Source organism: Pseudomonas sp. EA_65y_Pfl2_P78 (assembly GCF_963970495.1).
GTDB classification, from domain to species: domain Bacteria; phylum Pseudomonadota; class Gammaproteobacteria; order Pseudomonadales; family Pseudomonadaceae; genus Aquipseudomonas; species Aquipseudomonas baetica_A.
Genome location: NZ_CAXAON010000009.1, coordinates 1 through 21365, shown reverse-complemented (window position 1 = coordinate 21365; position 21365 = coordinate 1). Strand labels below are relative to the sequence as shown.

At 58.4% G+C, this 21365-nt stretch carries 18 protein-coding genes; 8 read left to right on the top strand and 10 right to left on the bottom strand.

The features are described 5' to 3' along the window. Window positions 1–3: 3 nt before the first annotated feature. The 4 genes from AACY02_RS10030 to amaB form a co-directional block, all read right to left on the bottom strand. Window positions 4–918 (bottom strand): ABC transporter permease subunit, encoded by a 915-nt coding sequence (locus AACY02_RS10030; protein WP_221733065.1) that lies wholly within the window; start codon window positions 916–918, stop codon window positions 4–6. Window positions 919–1096: 178 nt separating this feature from the next. Next, complete coding sequence (locus tag AACY02_RS10025) at window positions 1097–2230, bottom strand: ABC transporter substrate-binding protein (RefSeq protein WP_221733066.1); 1134 nt, start codon at window positions 2228–2230, stop codon at window positions 1097–1099. A gap of 368 nt (window positions 2231–2598) precedes the next feature. Beyond that, window positions 2599–3882 (bottom strand): L-pipecolate oxidase, encoded by a 1284-nt coding sequence (gene amaA / locus AACY02_RS10020; protein ID WP_339431791.1) that lies wholly within the window; start codon window positions 3880–3882, stop codon window positions 2599–2601. 159 nt (window positions 3883–4041) lie between these two features. Then, window positions 4042–5532, bottom strand: a complete 1491-nt coding sequence (gene amaB / locus AACY02_RS10015; protein WP_339431790.1) for an L-piperidine-6-carboxylate dehydrogenase — start codon at window positions 5530–5532, stop codon at window positions 4042–4044. A 163-nt stretch (window positions 5533–5695) separates the two neighbouring features. On the opposite strand from amaB, the gene AACY02_RS10010 reads away from it, so the two are divergent. Further along, window positions 5696–6592, top strand: a complete 897-nt coding sequence (locus tag AACY02_RS10010) for a LysR family transcriptional regulator (RefSeq protein ID WP_339431789.1) — start codon at window positions 5696–5698, stop codon at window positions 6590–6592. 35 nt (window positions 6593–6627) lie between these two features. Here the strand turns inward: AACY02_RS10010 and AACY02_RS10005 are convergent, their stop codons facing one another. Next, window positions 6628–7437: a helix-turn-helix domain-containing protein gene (locus AACY02_RS10005; RefSeq protein ID WP_339431788.1), complete on the bottom strand. Its 810-nt coding sequence runs from the start codon at window positions 7435–7437 to the stop codon at window positions 6628–6630. A 174-nt stretch (window positions 7438–7611) separates the two neighbouring features. Here AACY02_RS10005 and AACY02_RS10000 point away from each other — a divergent pair, with 174 nt between their 5' ends. The 5 genes from AACY02_RS10000 (at window position 7612) to nadE (ending at window position 11835) form a co-directional block, all read left to right on the top strand. Then, the gene (locus tag AACY02_RS10000; protein WP_339431787.1) at window positions 7612–9078 is read left to right on the top strand and encodes an alanine/glycine:cation symporter family protein; all 1467 of its coding nucleotides are present in this window, start codon (window positions 7612–7614) and stop codon (window positions 9076–9078) included. A 135-nt stretch (window positions 9079–9213) separates the two neighbouring features. Beyond that, window positions 9214–9483 (top strand): hypothetical protein, encoded by a 270-nt coding sequence (locus AACY02_RS09995; protein WP_339431786.1) that lies wholly within the window; start codon window positions 9214–9216, stop codon window positions 9481–9483. Then, window positions 9476–9730: a hypothetical protein gene (locus AACY02_RS09990; RefSeq protein ID WP_339431785.1), complete on the top strand. Its 255-nt coding sequence runs from the start codon at window positions 9476–9478 to the stop codon at window positions 9728–9730. Before AACY02_RS09995 ends, AACY02_RS09990 begins: the two co-directional genes overlap by 8 nt. A gap of 49 nt (window positions 9731–9779) precedes the next feature. Beyond that, complete coding sequence (gene pncB, locus AACY02_RS09985; RefSeq protein ID WP_221733073.1) at window positions 9780–11003, top strand: nicotinate phosphoribosyltransferase; 1224 nt, start codon at window positions 9780–9782, stop codon at window positions 11001–11003. A 4-nt stretch (window positions 11004–11007) separates the two neighbouring features. Continuing rightward, window positions 11008–11835: an ammonia-dependent NAD(+) synthetase gene (nadE, locus tag AACY02_RS09980; RefSeq protein ID WP_339431784.1), complete on the top strand. Its 828-nt coding sequence runs from the start codon at window positions 11008–11010 to the stop codon at window positions 11833–11835. Between the two features lie 118 nt (window positions 11836–11953). Here the strand turns inward: nadE and AACY02_RS09975 are convergent, their stop codons facing one another. Next, window positions 11954–12247, bottom strand: a complete 294-nt coding sequence (locus tag AACY02_RS09975) for a hypothetical protein (RefSeq protein ID WP_339431783.1) — start codon at window positions 12245–12247, stop codon at window positions 11954–11956. Between the two features lie 183 nt (window positions 12248–12430). Next, window positions 12431–12877 carry an azurin gene (azu, locus tag AACY02_RS09970; protein WP_339431782.1) on the bottom strand — a complete coding sequence of 149 codons (447 nt, stop codon included), beginning with the start codon at window positions 12875–12877 and terminating at the stop codon, window positions 12431–12433. A 343-nt stretch (window positions 12878–13220) separates the two neighbouring features. Here azu and AACY02_RS09965 point away from each other — a divergent pair, with 343 nt between their 5' ends. Both AACY02_RS09965 and AACY02_RS09960 read left to right on the top strand, forming a co-directional pair. Further along, window positions 13221–13808 carry an LOG family protein gene (locus AACY02_RS09965; protein WP_339431781.1) on the top strand — a complete coding sequence of 196 codons (588 nt, stop codon included), beginning with the start codon at window positions 13221–13223 and terminating at the stop codon, window positions 13806–13808. 68 nt (window positions 13809–13876) lie between these two features. After that, entirely contained in the window at window positions 13877–14056 is a 180-nt protein-coding gene (locus AACY02_RS09960) for a hypothetical protein (RefSeq protein ID WP_339431780.1), read from the top strand. A gap of 128 nt (window positions 14057–14184) precedes the next feature. Here the strand turns inward: AACY02_RS09960 and AACY02_RS09955 are convergent, their stop codons facing one another. The 3 genes from AACY02_RS09955 to AACY02_RS09945 all read right to left on the bottom strand — a co-directional run bounded on the left by AACY02_RS09955 (window position 14185) and on the right by AACY02_RS09945 (window position 20928). Then, window positions 14185–15078 (bottom strand): transglutaminase family protein, encoded by an 894-nt coding sequence (locus AACY02_RS09955; protein WP_339431779.1) that lies wholly within the window; start codon window positions 15076–15078, stop codon window positions 14185–14187. Beyond that, on the bottom strand, window positions 15078–17564 hold the full coding sequence (locus AACY02_RS09950; RefSeq protein ID WP_339431778.1) for a circularly permuted type 2 ATP-grasp protein: 2487 nt from the start codon (window positions 17562–17564) through the stop codon (window positions 15078–15080). The genes AACY02_RS09955 and AACY02_RS09950 overlap by 1 nt, the downstream gene beginning before the upstream one ends. A gap of 88 nt (window positions 17565–17652) precedes the next feature. After that, complete coding sequence (locus AACY02_RS09945; protein ID WP_339431777.1) at window positions 17653–20928, bottom strand: transglutaminase family protein; 3276 nt, start codon at window positions 20926–20928, stop codon at window positions 17653–17655. Between the last annotated feature and the right edge of the window lie 437 nt (window positions 20929–21365).

Here is a 21365-nt window from a genome sequence, read left to right as displayed (position 1 = left end):
CGCTTACACCTTCGACACAAGAGGACGGCCCAACAGGCCCTGCGGCCGGAAGACCAGAACAAGTACGAGCAGCGAGAAGCTGAACACGTCTTTGTAGTCGGAGTTGACCAGGCCGGAGAACAGCGACTCGGAGATCCCGAGGATGATCCCGCCGAGCATCGCACCGGGCAATGAACCGATCCCGCCAAGCACCGCGGCGGTGAACGCCTTGATGCCGATGATGAAACCGGCATAGAAGTCGAACGTGCCGTAGTTCATGGTGATCAGTACGCCCGCCAGCGCCGCCATGGCCGCACCGATGATGAACACGTAGGAAATCACCCGGTCGGTGTTGATCCCCAGGATCGAAGCCATCTTGCGGTCTTGTTGGGTCGCGCGGCACATACGACCGAGTTTGGTGTACTTGATCACGTAGGTCAGCAGGCCCATGCCCACGAACGCCGCGACCAGAATGAAGATCTTGGTGTAAGTCAGTTGCACGAAGCCGGTGCCGATGTCGACACGCAAGGCACCGGTCAGCAGGGTCGGCACGCCTTGTTGCTTCGCGCCTTGGGCGATCTGTGCATAGTTTTGCAGGATCAGGGAAATACCGATGGCGCTGATCAGCGGTGCCAGTCGGGTGGAGTTACGCAGGGGTTTGTAGGCTACACGCTCGATGACCCAGCCATAGACCGCCGTGACGACGATGGTGAAGATCAGCGTGCCGAGCATCAGCAGTGGGAAGGATTCGATACCGAAGTAAGCCAGCAGAGCCAGACTGATTGCCGCCAGGTAAGCGGAAATCATGTAAACCTCGCCGTGGGCGAAGTTGATCATGCCAATGATGCCGTAGACCATTGTGTAGCCGATGGCGATCAGGCCATAGACCGACCCGAGGGTCAGGCCGTTGACCAGTTGCTGCAGGAAAATACCATCCATAACGCAATCTCACGCAGTGAGAACCTGCACACCTGAGGCGTGCGGCTCTTCTAGGGAAAATACAGATTTACGTCGGAGCAATGTCAGAGCGCGATTTACCTATCGCCACCGCCTCCTGTGGGAGCGGGCTTGCCCGCTCCCACAGGGGTTTATGGCGTTCAGGTGATCGCGTCAGCCCTTACTTCTGTTTTTCCAGCTGGTGGTATTTGCCGTCCTTGTCCCATTCGTAAACCACGTAGTCGGAGACTTTCAGGTCGCCCTTGGCGTCCCAGGATTTCTCGCCCATGACGGTCTTGACCGGGTTTTTCTTCAGCCATACAGCCGCTTTTTCGCCGTCGTTGGACTTGGCGCCGTTGAAGGCTGCAGCCAGGGCTTGTACAGAGGCGTAAGCGTAGAGGGTGTAGCCTTCAGGCTCGGTGCCGGCCTTGCGGAACGCATCGACGACCGCCTTGCTGTCTGGCAGCAGACGCGGGTCGGCGCCGAAAGTCATCAGGACGCCATCGACGAATTGCGGGCCACCGGCGGTGGTCACCAGTTCGTCGGTCACAATGCCGTCGTCGGACATGAACTTGACGTCTTTCAAGCCCTGTTCACGCAGTTGGCGAACCAGAGGACCGGCTTCCGGGTGCAGACCACCGAAATAGACGACGTCGGCGCCAGCGCCACGGATTTTGGTCACGATGGTGCTGAAGTCTTTTTCGCCCCGGGTCAGGCCCTCGTAAAGAACCGGAGTCACGCCGCGCTTGATCAGCTGAGCCTTGGTGGCGTCAGCCAGACCTTGGCCGTAGGTGTCCTTGTCGTGCAGAACAACAACTTTTTTGCCCTTGAGCACGTCGACAATGTAGTCGCCGGCGACGATGCCCTGCTGGTCGTCACGTCCGCACATACGGAACATGGCGCTCAGGCCGCGCTCGGTCACTTGCGGGTTGGTGGAGCCCGGGGTGATCGCAATAATGCCGGCTTCGTCGTAGATTTCCGACGCTGGAATGGTCGAAGAGGAGCAGAAGTGACCGACCACGCCGGCGACTTTCTGGTTGGTGAGGTCCTTGGCGACCGTCACAGCCTGCTTCGGTTCGCAGGCGTCATCGCCCTTGACCAGAACGATTTTCTCCCCGTTGACGCCACCGGCCGCGTTGACCGCATCGGCTGCCGCCTGGGCGCCCTTCATGTACTGCTCGCCAAATGCCGCGTTGGCGCCCGTCATTGGACCCGCTACGCCGATTTTGATGTCAGCCTGAGCAAACGCAGAAACACCCAACGCAGTAGCCACTGCGAGGGCCAGAAAGCCTTTCTTGTAAAACGTCTGGGACATGAGGTGGTGCTCCAAGGTTTTTTTTAGTTGGCACTGCGACTTCATTTCACTGAATGCTCAGAGCAAGGGCCGTGCCATCGGTTTTTTATTCTTCAAAAAGTCGCTGCTTTCTTGTTATTTCGACTGTTTCGTTCCCATTTTCATTGGGCGTGCAACCGTCTAAACCGCGGAAGGTGAAACCTTTTAAAATTTCAGGCGCAACCCGCGTGCGCCATCATTGCAACCGCGGCACCAAACGACGTGCAACCAGCCTGTAACCGCTCGCGTCACCGAACTGCACACTGCTGGTGCGGGACTGCTACAACCCGCACCATTACAGGCTAGTCGCTACGCGCAAAAGCGCCGCGTTACGCAACATCTTTCAACATTCAAATGACAATGCGCAGGCACTGGCCCGCGTGATACAGCGAGAATCCGGCCTCGTACAGGCAACTACGCAACCCCGCGCCAGACAGGGGCTGCATCGGTGCAAAGGGAATCGGCAGGGCTTGAGGATTACCGTTACACAGATAGTCGGCGAAGGCTTTGCCGACCACCGTGCCCGTGGTCACACCCCGGCCGTTGTAACCGGTGACTGCCACCAGTCCCGGTGCCGGCTCGAACAGACGCATCAAGTGATCGGGCGTAAAAGCGATGCGCCCGGTCCAGGTGCACTCCCACTCGACCGGCTTCAGATTGGGGAAGTAATGCTGCTGCACCCGGTCGGCCCAGGCCTTGAGGAACCAGGTCGGTTTCTGATTGCCATTACCGAGACTGCCAAGCAATAACCGCCCGTCTTTGTCGCGGCGGATGCTGCTGAGCACTTGCCGGGTATCCCACGAGCCCTGCCCGCCCGGAAGGATCTGCTGTGCGGCGTCTTCGCTCAAAGGCACCGAGGCAACCTGATAGTAAAAACCGGGAAAGAAATTGCGCTTGAGCTCGGTCCAGTCGCCTTCGGTGTAGGCGTTGGAGGCAATGACAACCTGCTCGGCCAGCACCGAACCCTGTTCGGTCTGTACCGACCATTTCGGGCCCACACGCTCGAGACGAGTGACCGGGGAGTGATCGAACATCTGCCCGCCGAGCCCCATCACCGCATTCGCCAGCCCGGTGACATAGGCCATCGGATTAAGCGTCCCCGCGCGACGGTCGAGCAACGCAGCAGCAATTTTCTGTGTGCCGGTGGCTTGCTCGCAAGCCTTGCCGGTCAGCAATTCGACGGGGGCACCACGGCGTTTCCATTGTTGCTCACGACTGCGCAGATCCGCCTCCCCCTTGGCGTTGTGTGCCATGTGCAGGGTGCCTTCGCGGCGCAACTGGCAATCGATGTTGTACTTATCCACAAGGCTGAACACCAGCGCCGGCGCCGCACCGAGCATGCGGTTTAGCTGGCTGCCAACGGCTTCGCCGAACCCGGCTTCGATCTCGTCCGGCGGGATCCACATACCGGCGTTGACCAATCCGACGTTGCGACCGGAACCGCCGTGACCGGCGCGATGGGCTTCCAGCACGCAAACGCTCTTGCCTTTCTCCAACAGATGCAGCGCCGCCGACAACCCGGTAAACCCGGCACCGATCACGCAGACATCGACGTTGACCTCACCCTTGAGCGCGGTGTTATCGGGCCTTTGCGGCGTGAGTTTTTCCCACAGACATTCTTCGCGTAACGGCATTGCCAGACTCCAACAGAAACCTAACAAACACACTGTTCAACAATGTGGGAGCGGGCTTGCTCGCGAAAGCGGTATATCAGACAACGTCTAAGTCGACTGACCCGACACCTTCGCGAGCAAGCCCGCTCCCACAAGGGGTTATCCATCTGACTGAAGGTATCAGTCGAAGGTGATGCCCTGCGCCAACGGCAATTCCAGCGAGTAGTTCACGGTATTAGTCTGACGACGCATGTAGGCGCGCCACGCATCCGAGCCCGACTCACGACCACCGCCGGTCTCTTTCTCGCCACCAAACGCGCCGCCGATTTCCGCGCCGCTGGGGCCGATGTTGACGTTGGCGATGCCGCAGTCACTGCCGACTGCCGACATGAACTGCTCGGCCTCACGCACGTCCGTGGTGAAAATGCACGACGACAGACCTTGTGGCACCGCGTTGTTCAAACGCAGCGCTTCCTGGAAATCGCTGTAGCCAACCACATACAAGATCGGCGCGAAGGTTTCGCTGCACACCACATCACTCTGCTCCGGCATTTCAACGATGGCCGGCGAAACGTAGTAGGCGTTGGGGAATTGATCCTCCAGTTGACGCTTGCCGCCAAACACGCGACCGCCCTCGCTCAATGCCTGCTCCAGCGCATCCTGCATGTTCTCGAAACTGTGCTTGTCGATCAGCGGGCCCACCAGATTGCCTTCCAGCGGATGACCGATGCGCACTTTGGCGTAAGCCGCCTTGAGGCGGGTGACGATTTCTTCTTTGACCGATTCGTGGGCGATCAAGCGACGCAGCGTGGTGCAACGCTGACCGGCAGTGCCGACCGCGCTGAACAGAATCGCGCGCACCGCCATGTCCAGATCAGCGCTTGGGCCGAGGATCATCGCGTTGTTGCCGCCCAGCTCAAGGATGCTGCGGGCGAATCGTGCAGCGACTTTCGGCGCCACTTCGCGGCCCATGCGCGTGCTACCGGTGGCGCTGATCAGCGCCACACGCGGGTCGTCGACAAGGGCTTCACCGGCGTCACGGCCACCGATGATCACCTGGCAGAGGTTCGCCGGGGCGTCAGTGAAATTCTTCACCACGCGATCAAACAGGGCCTGGCACGCCAGTGCCGTCAGCGGGGTTTTCTCCGACGGTTTCCACACCACCGGGTTACCGCAAACCAGCGCCAGCGTGGTGTTCCACGCCCACACCGCGACCGGGAAGTTGAACGCACTGATCACCCCGACCACGCCCAGCGGATGCCAGGTCTCACGCATGTGGTGGCCCGGGCGCTCGGAAGCAATGGTCAAACCGTATAACTGGCGCGACAGACCGACGGCGAAGTCGCAGATGTCGATCATCTCCTGCACTTCACCCAGGCCTTCCTGAGTAATCTTGCCGGCTTCCCACGACACCAGTTCGCCGAGATCGGTTTTGTATTCACGCAGCACTTCGCCGAATTGACGCACCAGTTCCCCGCGACGCGGCGCCGGCACCTTGCGCCACGCCTCGAACGCATGATCTGCGCGACTGATGTGCTGCTCGACTTCAGCCGCGCCTTCCCAGTTCACGGCGGCAATCCGGCTGCCGTCGATCGGCGAATGCACCGGCACTTTGCCGTTCTGATAAAGGGCCGGGTTTACACCAAGACGATCAAGCAATGCGGCAACCATGGGTCACTCCTCAAGCAAAAAACTGAATGTGTGCGGCCGCTTTTTCACGACCGGGCAGGCCTTTAGTTGTAGCGTCCCAACGGCAAGGCAACAAACGACCTTTACGCGAGATATCATTCCGTTTATTCATGCTGAGCATAGAAAGACAAGAAAAGGATCCGCCATGCTGAACAAACGCCACTTGCCATCGATCACCGCGTTGCAGTGCTTCGAGGCCGTGACCCGGCACTTGAGTTTCACCCGCGCCGCCGAGGAGCTGAACCTGACGCAGAGCGCTGTCAGCAAACAGGTCGCGCAGCTTGAGGAATTGTTGCAGCACTTGTTGTTTCGTCGCGTGCGTCGCCGTTTGCAGATGACGCCCGCCGGGGATTTGTACTTGGTCGAAGTCAGAAAAATCCTCACACAGGTAGAGATGTCGACCCATTACCTGCGCTCCTACGGCGGTGAGACCGAAGTCCTGCGCGTCTCGACGCCATCGACCTTCGGCGCTCGCTGGCTGGTGCCGCGCCTGAAGGGCTGGCGTTTGCGCCATCCGTCGATTCATCTGGATCTGTGCAACGAGCAGGAAGCCGATGATTTGCTGCAAGGGCGCAGTGATCTGGCGTTCTATTTCGGCCAGAGTTCGCGGCCCGGCACTGAATCCCTGAAGCTGTTCGGCGAAGAGCTTGTGCCGGTCTGCGCGCCGGGCAGCCTGCCGCAAACACCGTTCACTGACCCGACGCAACTCACCGATCTGGTGCTGCTGCAAAATGCGTCGCGCCCACAGGCCTGGCACGACTGGTTCGACAATCAGGGTTACCAGACCGAGCACAGCTACCACGGGCCGCGTTTCGAAACCTTTTATATGTGCATCCGCGCCGCACAAGTCGGCTGCGGTGTAGCGCTATTGCCGAGGTTTCTGGTGGAAGAGGAATTGGCCGACGGCAAACTGGTCATTCCCTGGCAGCATGCAATGCCCAGCACCGACGCCTATTACCTGGCCTACCCGGAACACTCGGCGGAAGTGCCCAAGGTGCGCGATTTTGTGAAGTGGATGCTGGAACAGATCGATAGCCCCTGATCCCATTCCCTGCGCCAGCTCCTACACGGACGGGGTCAGGCAATAACAAACAGACCGTCCACAACCTGAGCTTGAGCAAGGCGTGCGCGCAGATCGGCGTCGATAGCGCAATCATTGGCCTTGTACAACCTTACGCGCCGATAGGCATCGGCCCGATTGATTTCCTGCCCGAGATACTCCCAGACAACCCTTGAACATGAAGGAGCACGATGATCGGCTGCAGAAACCCCAAGCTTCAAACCATTGAGCCGAGTGATACAGCTTTTGAAACTTGGGATGAGGATGGTTTGGCTGATCTCGTTTGACGTCAGCGATTCATAATCGACGAAAAACAAGCGATCGCGCAGGTAATAGGCAACACCCAAATATCGATACGTCTCGAAATCATCGCCAACCCCGGCGATCTGTAAGCGCTCGTTTCGCTCATAGACAACGTCGTCACCCTCCTCCCGTACATGCACAAGCGAACACAGAATAGAGCCGGGCTCAGTCATTGCGTTGTAATACTCGTAGTAATAACCGCTGTGGGCTTTCAGCTCAGGTGAGGACTGTTCGCGCAGGTGTTCATGCATGATCCGTGATGCTCTCACCTCCCCCGAGGCCTGATTTTTATTGGCCCTAACGTCAATCAAGGCAACGAATTGCTCCGATGGCAGCGCTATTTCAAACGCTTCCACGCCAAAAAAGTCGCAGATTCGCTTGAGGTTGAAAGGTGTGGGGATGCTTTTCCCACATAGATACTTATTGAATTGCCCACGATTAATTCGAAGTTTCCTACAAACTTCCGCGACAGATCTGTAGTGACTACACAGCAGCCTCAAGTTAGCAGAAAAAAACTCGCACATAGACCGACTCAACAAAAATCAAGAGACAGCAACCATAGCAGCAACTCGCATCACATTTAAGCAACTTGCGAAATTGCATCAATTGAAATACGGCTGGATATTACGAGTCCTGAAAGGCTTCAGGACTGACAACACCATTAATTCGCCAGCACTCTAAATAGCAAGGAGCTTCGAATGCTAGACGTCATCAACGACTTTCTGTCGAGCAAGGTATTGATACCTTTGGTTCTTGGACTGGGAGTCTATTTCACTGTCCGCTCAGGATTTGTCCAGCTCAGATACTTCCCCCATGTGTTCGGTATTTTGCGGGGCAGTTGGCATACCGACAGCCATCAATTGAGTTCATTTCAGGCGCTGACACTCAGCCTTGCCGGACGTGTCGGTACCGGCAATATCGTCGGGGTGGGGATTGCAGTGAGCATGGGTGGACCCGGTGCAGTGTTCTGGATGTGGATGACCGCTCTTCTGGGCATGTCGAGCAGCTTCTTCGAATGCACGTTGGGACAACTCTATAAACGTAGCGATGGCAAAGGCCTGTATCGAGGTGGGCCGTCCTGGTACATCCAGCACGGTCTGGACAAGCGCTGGCTCGGGTTGGTCGCGGCCGTGTTATTGCTGGTGACCTTTGGTTTTGCAATCAATGGTCTCGAGTCCCATGCCGTATCACACTCGCTAAAAAATGCGTTTGGCCTGCCGCCTATGTGGTCGGGGCTCGCAATTTCTTTCATGCTGGGAGCTGTCTTCGTAGGCGGGATAAAACGTATCGCGGCAGTAGCCGACCTTCTGGTTCCTATAAAGGTTCTCGCCTACGTCGGCGTAACAGCCTATGTGATCGTTCTGCAGTTCGATCAGGTTCCGGCAATGCTGATGACCATCATCAAAAGCGCATTCGGTCTGGATCAGGCGTTTGGTGGATTGGTGGGCAGCGCAATCATCATGGGTGTCAGACGCGGTGTTTTTTCCAACGAGGCAGGACTGGGCAGTGCTCCCAATGTCGCCTCAGTCGCGAAGATCGACCACCCGGTTGCACAAGGCGCGGTACAAGCACTGAGTGTGTTCATCGATACATTCGTAATCTGCACCTGTACTGCGCTCCTGATTTTGCTATCAGGGTTCTACACACCGGGATTTGAAGGTGACGGGATTGCTCTGGCACAAAACTCGCTGGCAGCCATCGTCGGGGAATGGGGACGGATGTTTATCAGCGTGGTGCTTGCCTTATTCGTATTCACGGCAATGCTTTACAACTATTACTTGGGAGAAAACAGCCTGCGGTTCATGTTGGATGAACCTCGAAAAATGCTGATTTTCTATCGTGTGCTTGTGTTGATATTGGTGTTCTGGGGCTCCGTCGAAGATCTGTCGACTGTTCTGGCTTTTGCAGACATCACCATGACGCTGCTGGCGCTTGTCAACCTGGTAGCCATGTTTCTGCTCTTCAACATCAGCATGCGTGTTCTGCGCGACTACGACGAACAACGCCGTGCTGGCATCAAGACGCCTGTGTTCGACCCAAGCAAATTCCTTGATCTGGATCTTGATCCTTTAGCGTGGCCGCCGCAGCACGACGGCTCAGGCACAATGATTCGTAGCGAACCCGCTCTTTCCTCAAGCGTAAGCAAACAGCCCATACAGGCTTAGACCGGGCAGGTGCAAAGCCATTAAAACAATTAATGGCTTTGCAGCAACTACACCAACACACTGCAAACATCATATCTAAAGAACTATAAACCCTTCGATCTGTCACGCCTAAAACAAACGGAAGGACTTTACCTCATGAATCGTTTTTGCCCCCTAAAAGCAAATGCAACCAATAACCCTACATACTTCATAGATTCACACGCCACGCCCAACCAATTATTTGAAGATGCCTGTTTCAGAATTCGCGCCGCCACCGGACTCTTGGAGTCATTCACTTTAGTTACCATTAAAGGCACCAATGATTCTGACTTTTATAGACTGATACTTCCGGCTTACGTATTACTTCAGGACGGCGTCGACACGCTGGAACAGATCACCTTCAAAGGCGGTGTCATTCATGTATAAAATCGTCACCCACGAAATGCTCAGAGCCGCTTTGATTAAAGCAGTTGAAATCAATTTAATACCAAAACACTCTCTATTGGCTGACTACTTAAAAAGCGGTGACCGACTTGAACAGGTCATTCAAGCCGCGCTGGAGGTGCAACCGAAAACGTATAAGTTCTGTGGGCTGAGATGTATACCATCAGAGGATCTTTCCCCTGAAAGCAAAAAAGCACTGGCAATCCCCACCGCTGATATGCGCCACTAGCGCCACTGATTGAGCCCGCGCAACGGCGCGGCGTACCTGGAGACCCGTTATGAGCGAGAGTGTGTTTGCCGATCGCATCGTGCAGAACCTGCTCGACACCGACTTCTACAAACTGACCATGATGCAGGCGGTGCTGCACAACTACCCCAACGTCGAAGTCGAATGGGAGTTTCGTTGCCGTAACAGCGAAGATTTGCGCCCGTATCTGGCGGAGATTCGCTATCAGATCGAGCGTTTGGCCGAGCTGAGCCTGAGCGCCGATCAACTGAGTTTTCTTGAGCGCATCTCCTTCCTTAAACCGGATTTCCTGCGTTTTCTCGGGCTGTTCCGCTTCAACCTGCGTTATGTGCACACCGGCATCGAGAACGGCGAGCTGTTCATCCGCCTGCGTGGGCCGTGGCTGCATGTGATCCTTTACGAAGTGCCCCTGCTGGCCATCGTCAGCGAAGTGCGCAACCGCTATCGCTACCGCGAAACCGTGCTCGAACAAGCGCGTGAGCAGCTCTACCGCAAGTTCGACTGGCTGACCGCCAACGCCTCGGCAGACGAACTGGCGCAATTGCAGGTGGCGGATTTCGGCACCCGTCGCCGGTTCTCCTACCGCGTGCAGGAAGAAGTGGTGAACGTGCTCAAGCACGATTTCCCCGGGCGTTTCGTCGGCACCAGCAACGTGCACCTGTCCCGCGAACTGGACATGAAGCCGCTAGGCACCATGGCCCACGAATGGATCATGGCGCACCAGCAACTCGGCCCGCGGCTGATCGACAGCCAGATTGCCGCGCTCGACTGTTGGGTGCGCGAGTACCGTGGTCTGCTGGGGATCGCCCTCACCGACTGCATCACCACCGATGCCTTCCTCGGTGACTTCGACCTGTTCTTCGCCAAGCTTTTCGACGGTTTGCGCCATGATTCCGGAGATCCTGTGGTGTGGGGCGAAAAGTGCATCGCCCATTACCACAAGCTCGGTATCGACCCGATGAGCAAGACGCTGGTGTTCTCCGACAGCCTGACACTGCCCAAGTCGCTGGAGATATTCCGGGCGCTGCACGGTCGGATCAACGTGAGCTTCGGCATCGGTACCAACCTGACCTGTGACATTCCGGGTGTCGAACCGATGAGCATCGTGCTTAAAATGACCGCCTGCAACGGCCAACCGGTGGCGAAGATCTCCGACGAGCCAGGCAAGTCGCAATGCAAAGACCCGAATTTCGTCGCCTATTTGCGACATGTTTTCCAGGTTCCTGCCGATTCCAGTCCATCTAGCAAGGAGTGAATTCATGCAAGCCGTACAGCGTGAGATTGCTGAACAGCTCAAGGTCCAGCCGCCGTTCGCCAACCACCAGGCCCTTGAGGCCGAAGTTGCCCGGCGCATCACCTTTATCCAGGATTGTCTGACCCATTCCGGACTCAAGACCCTGGTGCTGGGCATCAGCGGCGGTGTCGACTCGTTGACCGCCGGTTTGATGGCACAGCGCGCCATGCGCGAGCTGCGTGAGCGCAGTGGCGACAACCGCTACAAGTTCATCGCCGTGCGCCTGCCGTACGAAACCCAGTTCGACGAACACGATGCCCAGGCCTCGGTGGATTTCATCGCCCCGGACGAGCGCCACACGGTCAATATCGGTCCGGCAGTAAAGTCGCTGGCCAGTGAAGTCGCGGCGTTTGAAGGCAAACACGCGGTGTCGGTGGATTTCGTCCTCGGCAACACCAAAGCGCGGATGAGGATGGTGGCTCAGTACACCATCGCTGGCGCGGCGCAGGGGCTGGTGATCGGCACTGACCATGCGGCGGAAGCAGTAATGGGTTTCTTCACCAAGTTCGGCGACGGTGCCTGCGACCTGGCACCGCTCAGCGGTTTGGTAAAAAACCAGGTGCGCGCGATTGCCCGCCACTTTGGTGCACCGGAGTCGCTGGTTGAGAAGGTTCCAACTGCGGATCTGGAGGACCTGTCGCCGGGCAAGCCGGACGAAGCGTCCCACGGCGTGACGTATGCCGAGATCGATGCCTTCCTGCATGGCGAGGCGGTGCGTGAAGAAGCCTTCGACATCATCGTCGCGACCTACAACAAGACCCATCACAAGCGCGTGATGCCGTTTGCGCCGTGATGTCTTGATGTCTTGATGTCTTGATGTCTTGAGTATCAGTGAGGCGCTTTTTAAGAGCGCCTCACCTAGTAAAGGATAGAAAGCTCGCTTCGATGACAAAAGCCATCACTGAACGCTGTCACACGATATATAAAATCCAGCTCTGCGAACGCTTTCCGTCAACCACCGCTTCAAGGTAACGCTCGCCCACCGGCAGTTTTTTAAGCGTAGCCCCCCATCCCCCTGTAGGATCCGTGGTCACTTTCTCACGGAAGAGAAAATCATCTTCAATGGTTACCTCCGCTTGACGATAGGCTTTCCCATAGACAATCAATGTCCGATCAGAGGTTTTACCCCCCCGCTCAATCAGATTGCCCTTCGAATCCGTGACTTTGGTAATTTCCAGCTGATTGACTTCAACGTTATCTGTCATGGCCTTCTCCTTCTTTCTCATGTCGCACGACAAGCGCGACGCCTGGAGATTTGAACCTCGAAGTAAAACTGCGTCTACTGTCAGAACTTACAGGTTCAGTGCAGAACCCGACAAACGGTTCAGACATAAAAAAGCCGCTGTAGCGAACTACAGCGGCTCTTTGCTGACAGGTATCTCTGCAATTTACTTCAGGGTCAGGGTGCCTTTCATCATCGAGATGTGGCCCGGGAACGAGCAGAAGAAGCCGTAATCGGTGCCGGCAGCCAGTTTCGATACATCGAAGGTCAGCGAGTCTTTCTCGCCAGCGCCAATGATCTTGGTGTGCGCAATCACGCGATCATCACCTTCTTTCAGGTAGTTTTTGTCGATGCCAGCCGCCAGGCCGTCGGTAGCGATCGGCTGCATGTCGGCCACTTTGCTGATGACCAGGTTATGGCCCATCACGTTCTTCGGCAGGTTGCCGGAGTGAGTCAGTTCGACGGTGAACGTCTTGCAGCTCTTGTCGATCACGATTTCCTTGGTGTTGAAGGACATTTGATCGGTGGAGTCAACGGTGGTTTTGCACTCGGCAGCCATCAATTGGCTGCTGGCCAGCGCCAGCAGGGATACCGCAACAACTTTGGAAAACATGGTGAATCTCCAAGGCAGGGTTAACAAAAACACTAATGGTTGGAAGACTGCCTGAAATCTTCGCAAGTTCCTATGACTTGAGTCAAAAATTGTATACAACTTTCAGGCTATGAGACTCATCGAGACAATCTAACGGCCAGATCAGCCGGCAGAACCTATGATCGGCGCATCTCATTGATACGGAGTGCCAGTCATGATCTTTAACAGCCTGTTGTGCAGCCTGCTTGCCGCGTATGCCTGTGGTGCCAGCGGCACCTGCGAAACACCCCAGCGCGAAGTTTAGACCTTGGAGCGCGGCGTGCCAGCCATTACCCTGTGCGACTGATCGCCCCAGGAGAAAGGCATGTCCCTGAAATCCGTTTGTGTGTTTTGCGGTGCCAATGCTGGCACTGATCCGGCTTACACCGAAGCCGCCCAGGCCCTTGGCAGAGCCCTCGCCGAGCGAAAGTTGACGCTGGTTTATGGCGGTGGCGCCGTGGGCCTGATGGGCCTGGTGGCGGACGCCGCGCTGGCCGCCGGCGGCGAAGTCATCGGGATCATTCCGCAAAGCCTGATGGACAAGGAGATCGGCCACAAAAGCCTGACTCGCCTTGAAGTCGTCGATGGCATGCACGCCCGCAAGGCACGCATGGCTGAACTGAGCGACGCGTTTATCGCCCTGCCCGGCGGCCTCGGCACGCTGGAAGAGCTGTTTGAAGTCTGGACTTGGGGCCAACTCGGCTACCACGGCAAACCGCTGGGCCTGCTGGAAGTGAACGGCTTTTACAGCAAACTCACTGCATTTCTCGACCACATCGTCGGCGAAGGCTTCGTTCGCGGGCCACACCGTGACATGCTGCAAGTGAGCGAATCGCCACAAACGCTGCTCGATGCCCTCGATCAATGGAGGCCGACCGTCACGCCAAAGTGGGTCGACCAAAAACCCGGCTAACCGTCAGGCATCGATACAGGGCAGAATACGCGCCGCTCAACCTCACCTTCGACCCCAGAGGATCGCCCATGGCCAAACCCAATTACTCCTTCGCCAAACGTCAAAGAGACCTGGAAAAGGAAAAGAAGAAAGAGGAAAAGCTTCTGCGCAAGAAACAAATGGCTGAAGAAGCAGCACTGAACCCTGACGGTGAAGTGGCGACAGATGATGATGTTGATGCACCGAAAGATCTGGCGCCAGACGCCTGAGCCGTTTGCGCAATTGTTGAACAGAGTTCCTGTGGGAGCGGGCTTGCTCGCGAAAGCGTCGTGACATTCACCCCTGAATGTCACTGGGAAATGGCCTTCGCGAGCAAGCCCGCTCGTACATTTGATGGTTATGACTCCAGTGGCATGACCGTGACCCGTACATCCGGATCATGACTCCCGCCGCCCAGAATCACTCCCCGCAACGGCGACACATCGGAAAAATCCCGGCCCCACGCCAACGTGATGTGCTCCAGCGCAGGCTGCACGTTGTTGGTCGGATCGAAATCCACCCACCCCAGCACCGGACAAAACACCGAAACCCAGGCATGCGACGCATCGGCGCCGATCAACCGTGGCTGCCCTGGAGGCGGCTGGGTCAACAGGTACCCGCTGACGTAACGCGCCGCCAATCCGCGTGATCGCACGCACGCCAGCATCAGATGAGCGAAGTCCTGACAAACCCCACGTCGACGCTCCAGAACCTCCACCAGCGGCGTCGCTACCTGCGTCGCCTCGGCATCGAAGGTGAACTCGCTGAAAATCTTCTGCATCAGGTCCTGCACGCCCAGCAGCAAAGGCCTGCCTGGGGGGAAACAACTTTGCGAGAACTCGACGAAGCTGCGCTTGAGATGCACATACGGTGACTGGAATCGATAACGGCACGCCTCAAGCAGGTCGGCGGGCAGCGGCTGGCTGCTGTAGGTCAGCGCATTGCGCGTCAGTTCCCACGCCGGGGATTGATTGAAATCCAGTACTGGCCGCGCCAGCACTTCAACCGTGAGCCGGGCATTGACCTGCAATTCATCGTGGGGCCGCTCGAACGCCAGTCGGGTCAATGGATTGCCGAACACATCCTGTTCATCACGACGCGCGGTCGGCTCTGGACTGATCAGCAATTGCTGTTCGGTGCAGCGTTGCCAGGCGCACTCACGCGGCCACAGGTGCGCCAGTTGTTGCGCAAGGGACACCGGGCTGTCGTAGTGATAACAGGTGTCGTGGAAGATCTGGTAATGCGCGTTCATCAGACGGACACCGTGCGCTGGCTGACATCATCGACATGGGCGAAATGGCGCAGGGCCAGACGATCCGATACTTGCCCGCTGGCGTCGGCGACCTCCTGCAGCAGATCCGCCAGCCCCTCAAGCGCCGACCGCACGCTGGATTCACCAAACAACGGATTCTCCAGACACCCCAGATCAAAACGCCCCAGTCGCTCGACCAGTTGCGCCAGCCCGGCCTCCCTTGGCACACCGAAATCATCGTTCAAACGCTTCAACGTGCGGGTCACCAGTTTCAACTGGAACAACACCGCGTGCGGGTTCTGCTCATCAAGCAGTAACAGGTCGAGCACAGGAATCAACTGCGCCACCGCCAGGTAGCGCGAGCGGTAAGTGATGCTGCTGTTACCCAACTCCAGCAACCATTCAAGCCCCGCCTGATCGAACGCCCCTGCGCCACGCAGAAACGCCGCCAGGCTGCTGCTCAGAAATTGCAGACGCTCGATGCGCCGGCCGATCATCAGAAAGCGCCAGCCTTCATCGCGGGTCATGTCGTCCAGCGCGAACCCGGACAGCGCAGCGAGCGACATCACCAGACGATTGAGGAAATCCAGCAACTCGCCGAAGTCCGGCTCGTCGGTATCCAGTTGCGTGGCTTCACGCTGCAATTCCACCAGCGCCTGCCAGTTTTCCCGCGAGAGCTTGCCGCGCACCTGCGAAGCGGCCCACTGCAGGCGTTGCAAGTTGGAACGCAGGCTGAACGACCAGTCCTCGCCGAGCAACGCAGCCAGCAAGCGCTCTGGCAGCTCACCTTCGTCCGGCAACAGCGCCAGCCGTTCACCAAGATCGACCGCGGCCAGCAAGGCTTGCGGGTCATCGCCGTCGACGTAACGCGCCAGCATGATCCGCAGCAGTCGCGCACTGTCGTCGCAACGCTCGCAGTAACGGCCAAACCAGAACAGGTTTTCCACCACCCGCGACGGCAGGTAAGGGTCGCGTCGCACCAGATCGTGTACACCGACGTTGCGTTGAGTCTTCCATTGCTCGCCGCTTGGCGCTCGATCACCCAGCACCCAGGTGTCCTTGCTCGCCCCGCCGCGCTGCATCGATACCACTTCGGCATCGGCGTCGGCCGCCACTCGGGTCAGACCACCCGGCAGCACCCGATACCCGTCACTACCGGCCACGGCGTACATGCGCATCCCGATGGCGCGGGGCTGCAACTGGCCGTCTTCGGCTTGCCAGATCGGTGCCTGGGACAGCTGGGCCAATTCTTGCGCTACATAGGCGTAAGGCCGTGCCTGCATGCGCTCGGACAAGCTCTTGCGCTGCTTATCACTCAGATCACGGCCAAATACCGGTGCAAAACTTTGCGAGGGAAAGGCCGGTTTGATCAACAATTCCGGCAGTTTTTCCAAAGCCTGGGCCAACACCGGCGCTTCACCGCACCACCAGGTCGCGATGGAGGGCAGGATCAGTTCTTCGCCAAACAGGTATTGGTTGATCTTCGGCAAAAACCCCAGCAACCCCGGGGACTCCAGCACGCCGCTGCCAAGCGCATTGGCGACCAGCACCCGGCCCTGACGCACCGCCTCCAGCAGCCCCGGCACACCGAGTGCAGAATCCGTGCGCAGCTCCAATGGATCGCAGAAGTCATCATCGAGCCGACGCATGATCGCGTGCACCCGGCGCAAACCACTGAGGGTTTTCAGGTACACCGTGGCATCGCGCACCGTCAGGTCGCCGCCCTCGACCAAGGGATAGCCAAGCTGGCGGGCCAGATACAAATGTTCGAAATAGCTTTCGTTGAAGCGCCCCGGCGTGAGCAACACCACCAGCGGTGCGTCGTCATCGCAAGGCGCCTGACGAGCCAGGGTTTCTTGCAGGGTGCGGAAGAAACCGGCCAGATGCCGCACCTTGAGATCGCGGTACAACTCGGGAAACGCCCGCGACACGATGGTGCGGTTTTCCAGCGCATAACCGGCGCCGGACGGCGCCTGAGTGCGATCCGCCGTGACCCACCAGCGCCCGTCCGGGGTGCGCGCCAGATCCACGGCGTACAGATGCACAAAGGCTTGCTCCGGCAGCGCGATGCCCTGACACGGCCAGAGAAAATTGTTGTGCCCGAACACCAGTTCCGCCGGCAGCAGGCCTTCCCTGATCAGCCGTTGCGGGCCGTACAGATCCGCCAGCACCGCATTGAGCAGTCGCGCACGCTGAGCGATCCCCGCCGACAATTGCTGCCACTCATCCGCAGCGATCACGTTCGGCAGCAGATCCAGCTCCCACGGGCGATCGGCCCCTTTGGGGTCGGCATAGACGTTGTAAGTCACACCGTTTTCCTGAATCTGCCGGGCCAGCAACGCCTGACGCTGCAGCAGTAGCGCCGGACTGCTGCGCTGCAATTGGTCGAACAGGCGTTGCCAGTGCGGGCGCACCGCACCACTGCCATTGAGCAGTTCGTGGTAGGTGCCCGCCGTCAGCGGGTAGCGGTCTAGCAGGTCAGGCATGGAAAGCTCGGCAGACAGCAAGGAACGGTCAGACTAACGCAGGCACATGACGCCCGGATATACGAAAAATCCGGGCGTCGCGCACGATCTAGAAACGTCGTAAATCGAGCGTCATCGGTAGCTCGTCGGAGATTGTCAGATCAGGTATGGGAAGTTTCCCCGGTGTGTGTCCGATACGGAAGAAACGCGCCATGCGCCGACTCTCCGCTTCGTTGGCGTTGACCGGCAGCGTCTCGTAATTACGCCCGCCGGGGTGGGCGACGTGGTACTGGCAGCCACCCAGCGAGCGTTGCATCCAGGTGTCGAGCAGGTCGAACACCAGCGGCGCGTGTACCGGGATGGTCGGTTGCAGGCAGTTGGCCGGCTGCCAGGCCCGATAGCGCACACCCGCGACGAATTCGCCCAAACGCCCGGTCGGGTGCAACGGCACGGCAATGCCGTTGCAGGTCAGCAGATACCGCTGCGGCGGCAAGCCCTTGAGCTTGACCTGCAAACGTTCAAGCGATGAATCGACGTACCGTACCGTGCCACCCGCCGTACCCTCCTCGCCCAACACATGCCACGGTTCAAGCGCTTGATGCAGTTCCAACTCGATGCCATTGACGGCGTAGTCACCGACCTTGGGAAAACGAAACGCCAGATGCGCCGCGAACCACTCGGCGCGCAACGGATAACCGGCGCTGTTGAGTTCGACGATGACGTCGGCGAAATCCTGTTCGATAAAGTGCGGCAACAGGAAACGATCGTGCAGTTCAGTGCCCCACCGCGCCAGTTTCGGCGGCGCATAAGGCTCGCGCCAGAACCGTGCGACCAGCGCTCGCAACAACAGTTGCTGGGCCAGACTCATGCGGGCGTGCGGTGGCATTTCAAAGGCGCGCAATTCCAGCAATCCGAGGCGCCCGGTGGCGCCATCCGGTGAATAGAGTTTGTCGATGCAGAATTCGGCACGGTGAGTATTGCCGGTGACGTCGATCAGCAGATTGCGCAGCAGTCGATCCACCTGCCACGGCGCGCATTCTTCACCCGGGGCCGGCATCTGCGCGAAGGCAATTTCCAGCTCGTACAAGGCGTCGTTGCGTGCCTCGTCGACCCGTGGCGCCTGGGACGTCGGGCCGATGAACAACCCGGAAAACAAATACGACAACGACGGGTGGTTGTGCCAGTAACTGATCAGGCTGCGCAGCAGATCCGGACGACGCAGGAACGGCGAATCCGCCGGTGTCGCGCCGCCGAGGACGAAATGGTTACCGCCCCCGGTGCCCGTGTGACGACCGTCGATCATGAACTTCTCGGTGGTCAGGCGGGTTTGCCGCGCTTCTTCATAGAGAAACTCGGTGCGTTCGACCAACTCGTCCCAGGTCGCAGAAGGCTGCACGTTCACTTCGATCACGCCCGGATCAGGGGTAATGCGCAAGTTGCTCAAACGCTGATCGCTCGGCGGTTCGTAGCCTTCCAGCAGCACCGGACAGTGCAGTTCTTCGGCGGTGGCCTCGATGGCCGCGACCAGTTCCAGATAGTCCTCGACCCGTTCCAGCGGCGGCATGAACAGGTACAACCGCCCTTCGCGGGCTTCGGCGCAGAACGCGGTGCGGGTCAGCCAATCGGCGGACTCGTCGATTTTCGGTGTGCGCTCGTCAACCGTGGCGGGCTCACCGTGACTGTTCAGTTGCGCGGCATCCGGCAGTTCGGGAAAGTCCTGATTCGGGTCCTGGGGATGGATGAACGGGTACTCCGCCGCCTTCACCCAGGGCTGCGAACCGAGCGGTAAGCGGTAGCCCAGCGGTGAATCTCCCGGCACCAGACGGCAATGTTCGTCGCGCAGATACCAGCGCCCGCTCTGCCATTGATCACCTTTAGCGGTGCGTGCGAGCGGCAGCACTTGGCCGATCACTTTATCCAGGCCCTGGCTGAAGACCTTGCGCAGGCGTGCGCGTTCTAAAGGCTCCTCCAGACGCGAATCTTCGGCGCTGACGTTGCTCGGCAACGAACCCTCGCGCCAGAGGTAATAGAAATTGTCCTCATAGGCAGGGAATACAAAATGTGTGGGCAGTTTCAGGCGTTCGGCGACACTCGCCAGAAAGCGTCCGGCCAGCTCGCCATCGGCGCCGTAATCCTGTTGCTCGTCGGCGATCAACGCGTCGTTGTGCCAGATCGGCGCACCATCGCGGCGCCAATAGCAGTTCAGCGACCAGCGCGGGAGTTGCTCGCCGGGGTACCACTTGCCCTGACCGAAGTGCACCAGCCCCTTCGGCGCGTAATGCTTGCGCAGGCGCTGAAACAGTTCGGCGCAGAGCCGACGTTTGTCCGCCCCCAACGCGGCGGTGTTCCATTCGGCGCCATCCGGGTCATCGATGGACACGAAGGTCGGTTCGCCGCCCATGGTCAGGCGCACATCGCCTTCCAGCAGGTCGGCATCGATCTGCCGGCCCAGTGCCTGAATCGCCAGCCACTGCTCATCGGTGTAAGGCTTGGTAACGCGTGGCGCCTCCCAGATTCGCTCCACGGACATTTCGTGGCTCAATTGCGTCTCGCAAGGTTCGACCATGCCGCTGATCGGTGCCGCCGAGGAGGGATCGGGGCTACAGGCCAGCGGGATATGCCCTTCGCCGGCGAACAGCCCGGACGTGGCGTCCAGGCCGATCCAGCCGGCACCTGGCAAATACACTTCGCACCAGGCGTGCAGGTCGGTGAAGTCGACGTCGGTGCCGCTGGGACCGTCGAGGCTCTTCACGTCGGCAGTGAGCTGAATCAGGTAACCGGAAACGAAACGCGCCGCCAGTCCGAGGTTGCGCAGCAGTTGCACCAGCAACCACGCCGAGTCGCGGCAGGAGCCGGAGGCGTGTTCGAGGGTGTGCTCCGGGGTTTGCACACCCGGCTCCATGCGGATCAAGTAGCCGATGTCTTCACTCAGACGCTGATTGAGCGCCACCAGAAAGTCCACGGCCGGCAACGGCGTGCGGTCGATCGCGTCCAGATAGGCTTCGAAAGTCGGCGTCAGCGGCAGGGTTTCAAGGTACGGCGCCAACTCTTTGCGCTCATCGGCGGCGTAAGCGAAGGGGATTTTCTCGGCATAGGGTTCGAGGAAGAAGTCGAACGGATTGAAAACGGCCATTTCGGCCAGCAGATCGACCTCGATGCGCAACTCATCGGTTTTCTCGGGGAACACCAATCGCGCCAGGTAATTGCCCTGTGGGTCCTGCTGCCAGTTGATGAAATGCTGCTCGGGCGAGACTTTCAGCGCATACGAGAGAATTCGCGTGCGGCTGTGGGCGGCCGGGCGCAGGCGAACAATCTGCGGGCCGAGTTCGACAGCGCGGTCGTAGCGATAATGCGTGACGTGATGCAATGCGACATGAATCGACACGGCGTGCCTCCTGCGAGCCTAAGCGTATTCGAAAGCGCGCAAGACTTATGCCATACAGAGGCTTGGGCGCTTTCCCGGAATGCTTTGGGCAGTACAGCACCAAAATCGGGCAATGCGGGGAAATGGTTTGGGGAGTTTGCTTCTATTTGTGGCAGGCATGTGATCAAGGTCGCCTGTTCTGGCCTCTTCTCGAGCAAACCCGCTCCCACATTGGATTGGTGTTGAATACACATATTGAAACCGACCACAAATCTCCTGTGTGGGCTTGCTCGCGAAGGCGTCAGTAGCCTCACCACATTTCCCGAGCCCTGAATCGAGTAGGAGACGGATTTACATCCGTCGTCCTCTCACACCACCGTACGTACGGCTCCGTATACGGCGGTTCAAATTATGCGATTAAGCCGAGTTATCGTATCCAGTATCGAGACCAGTCCGAG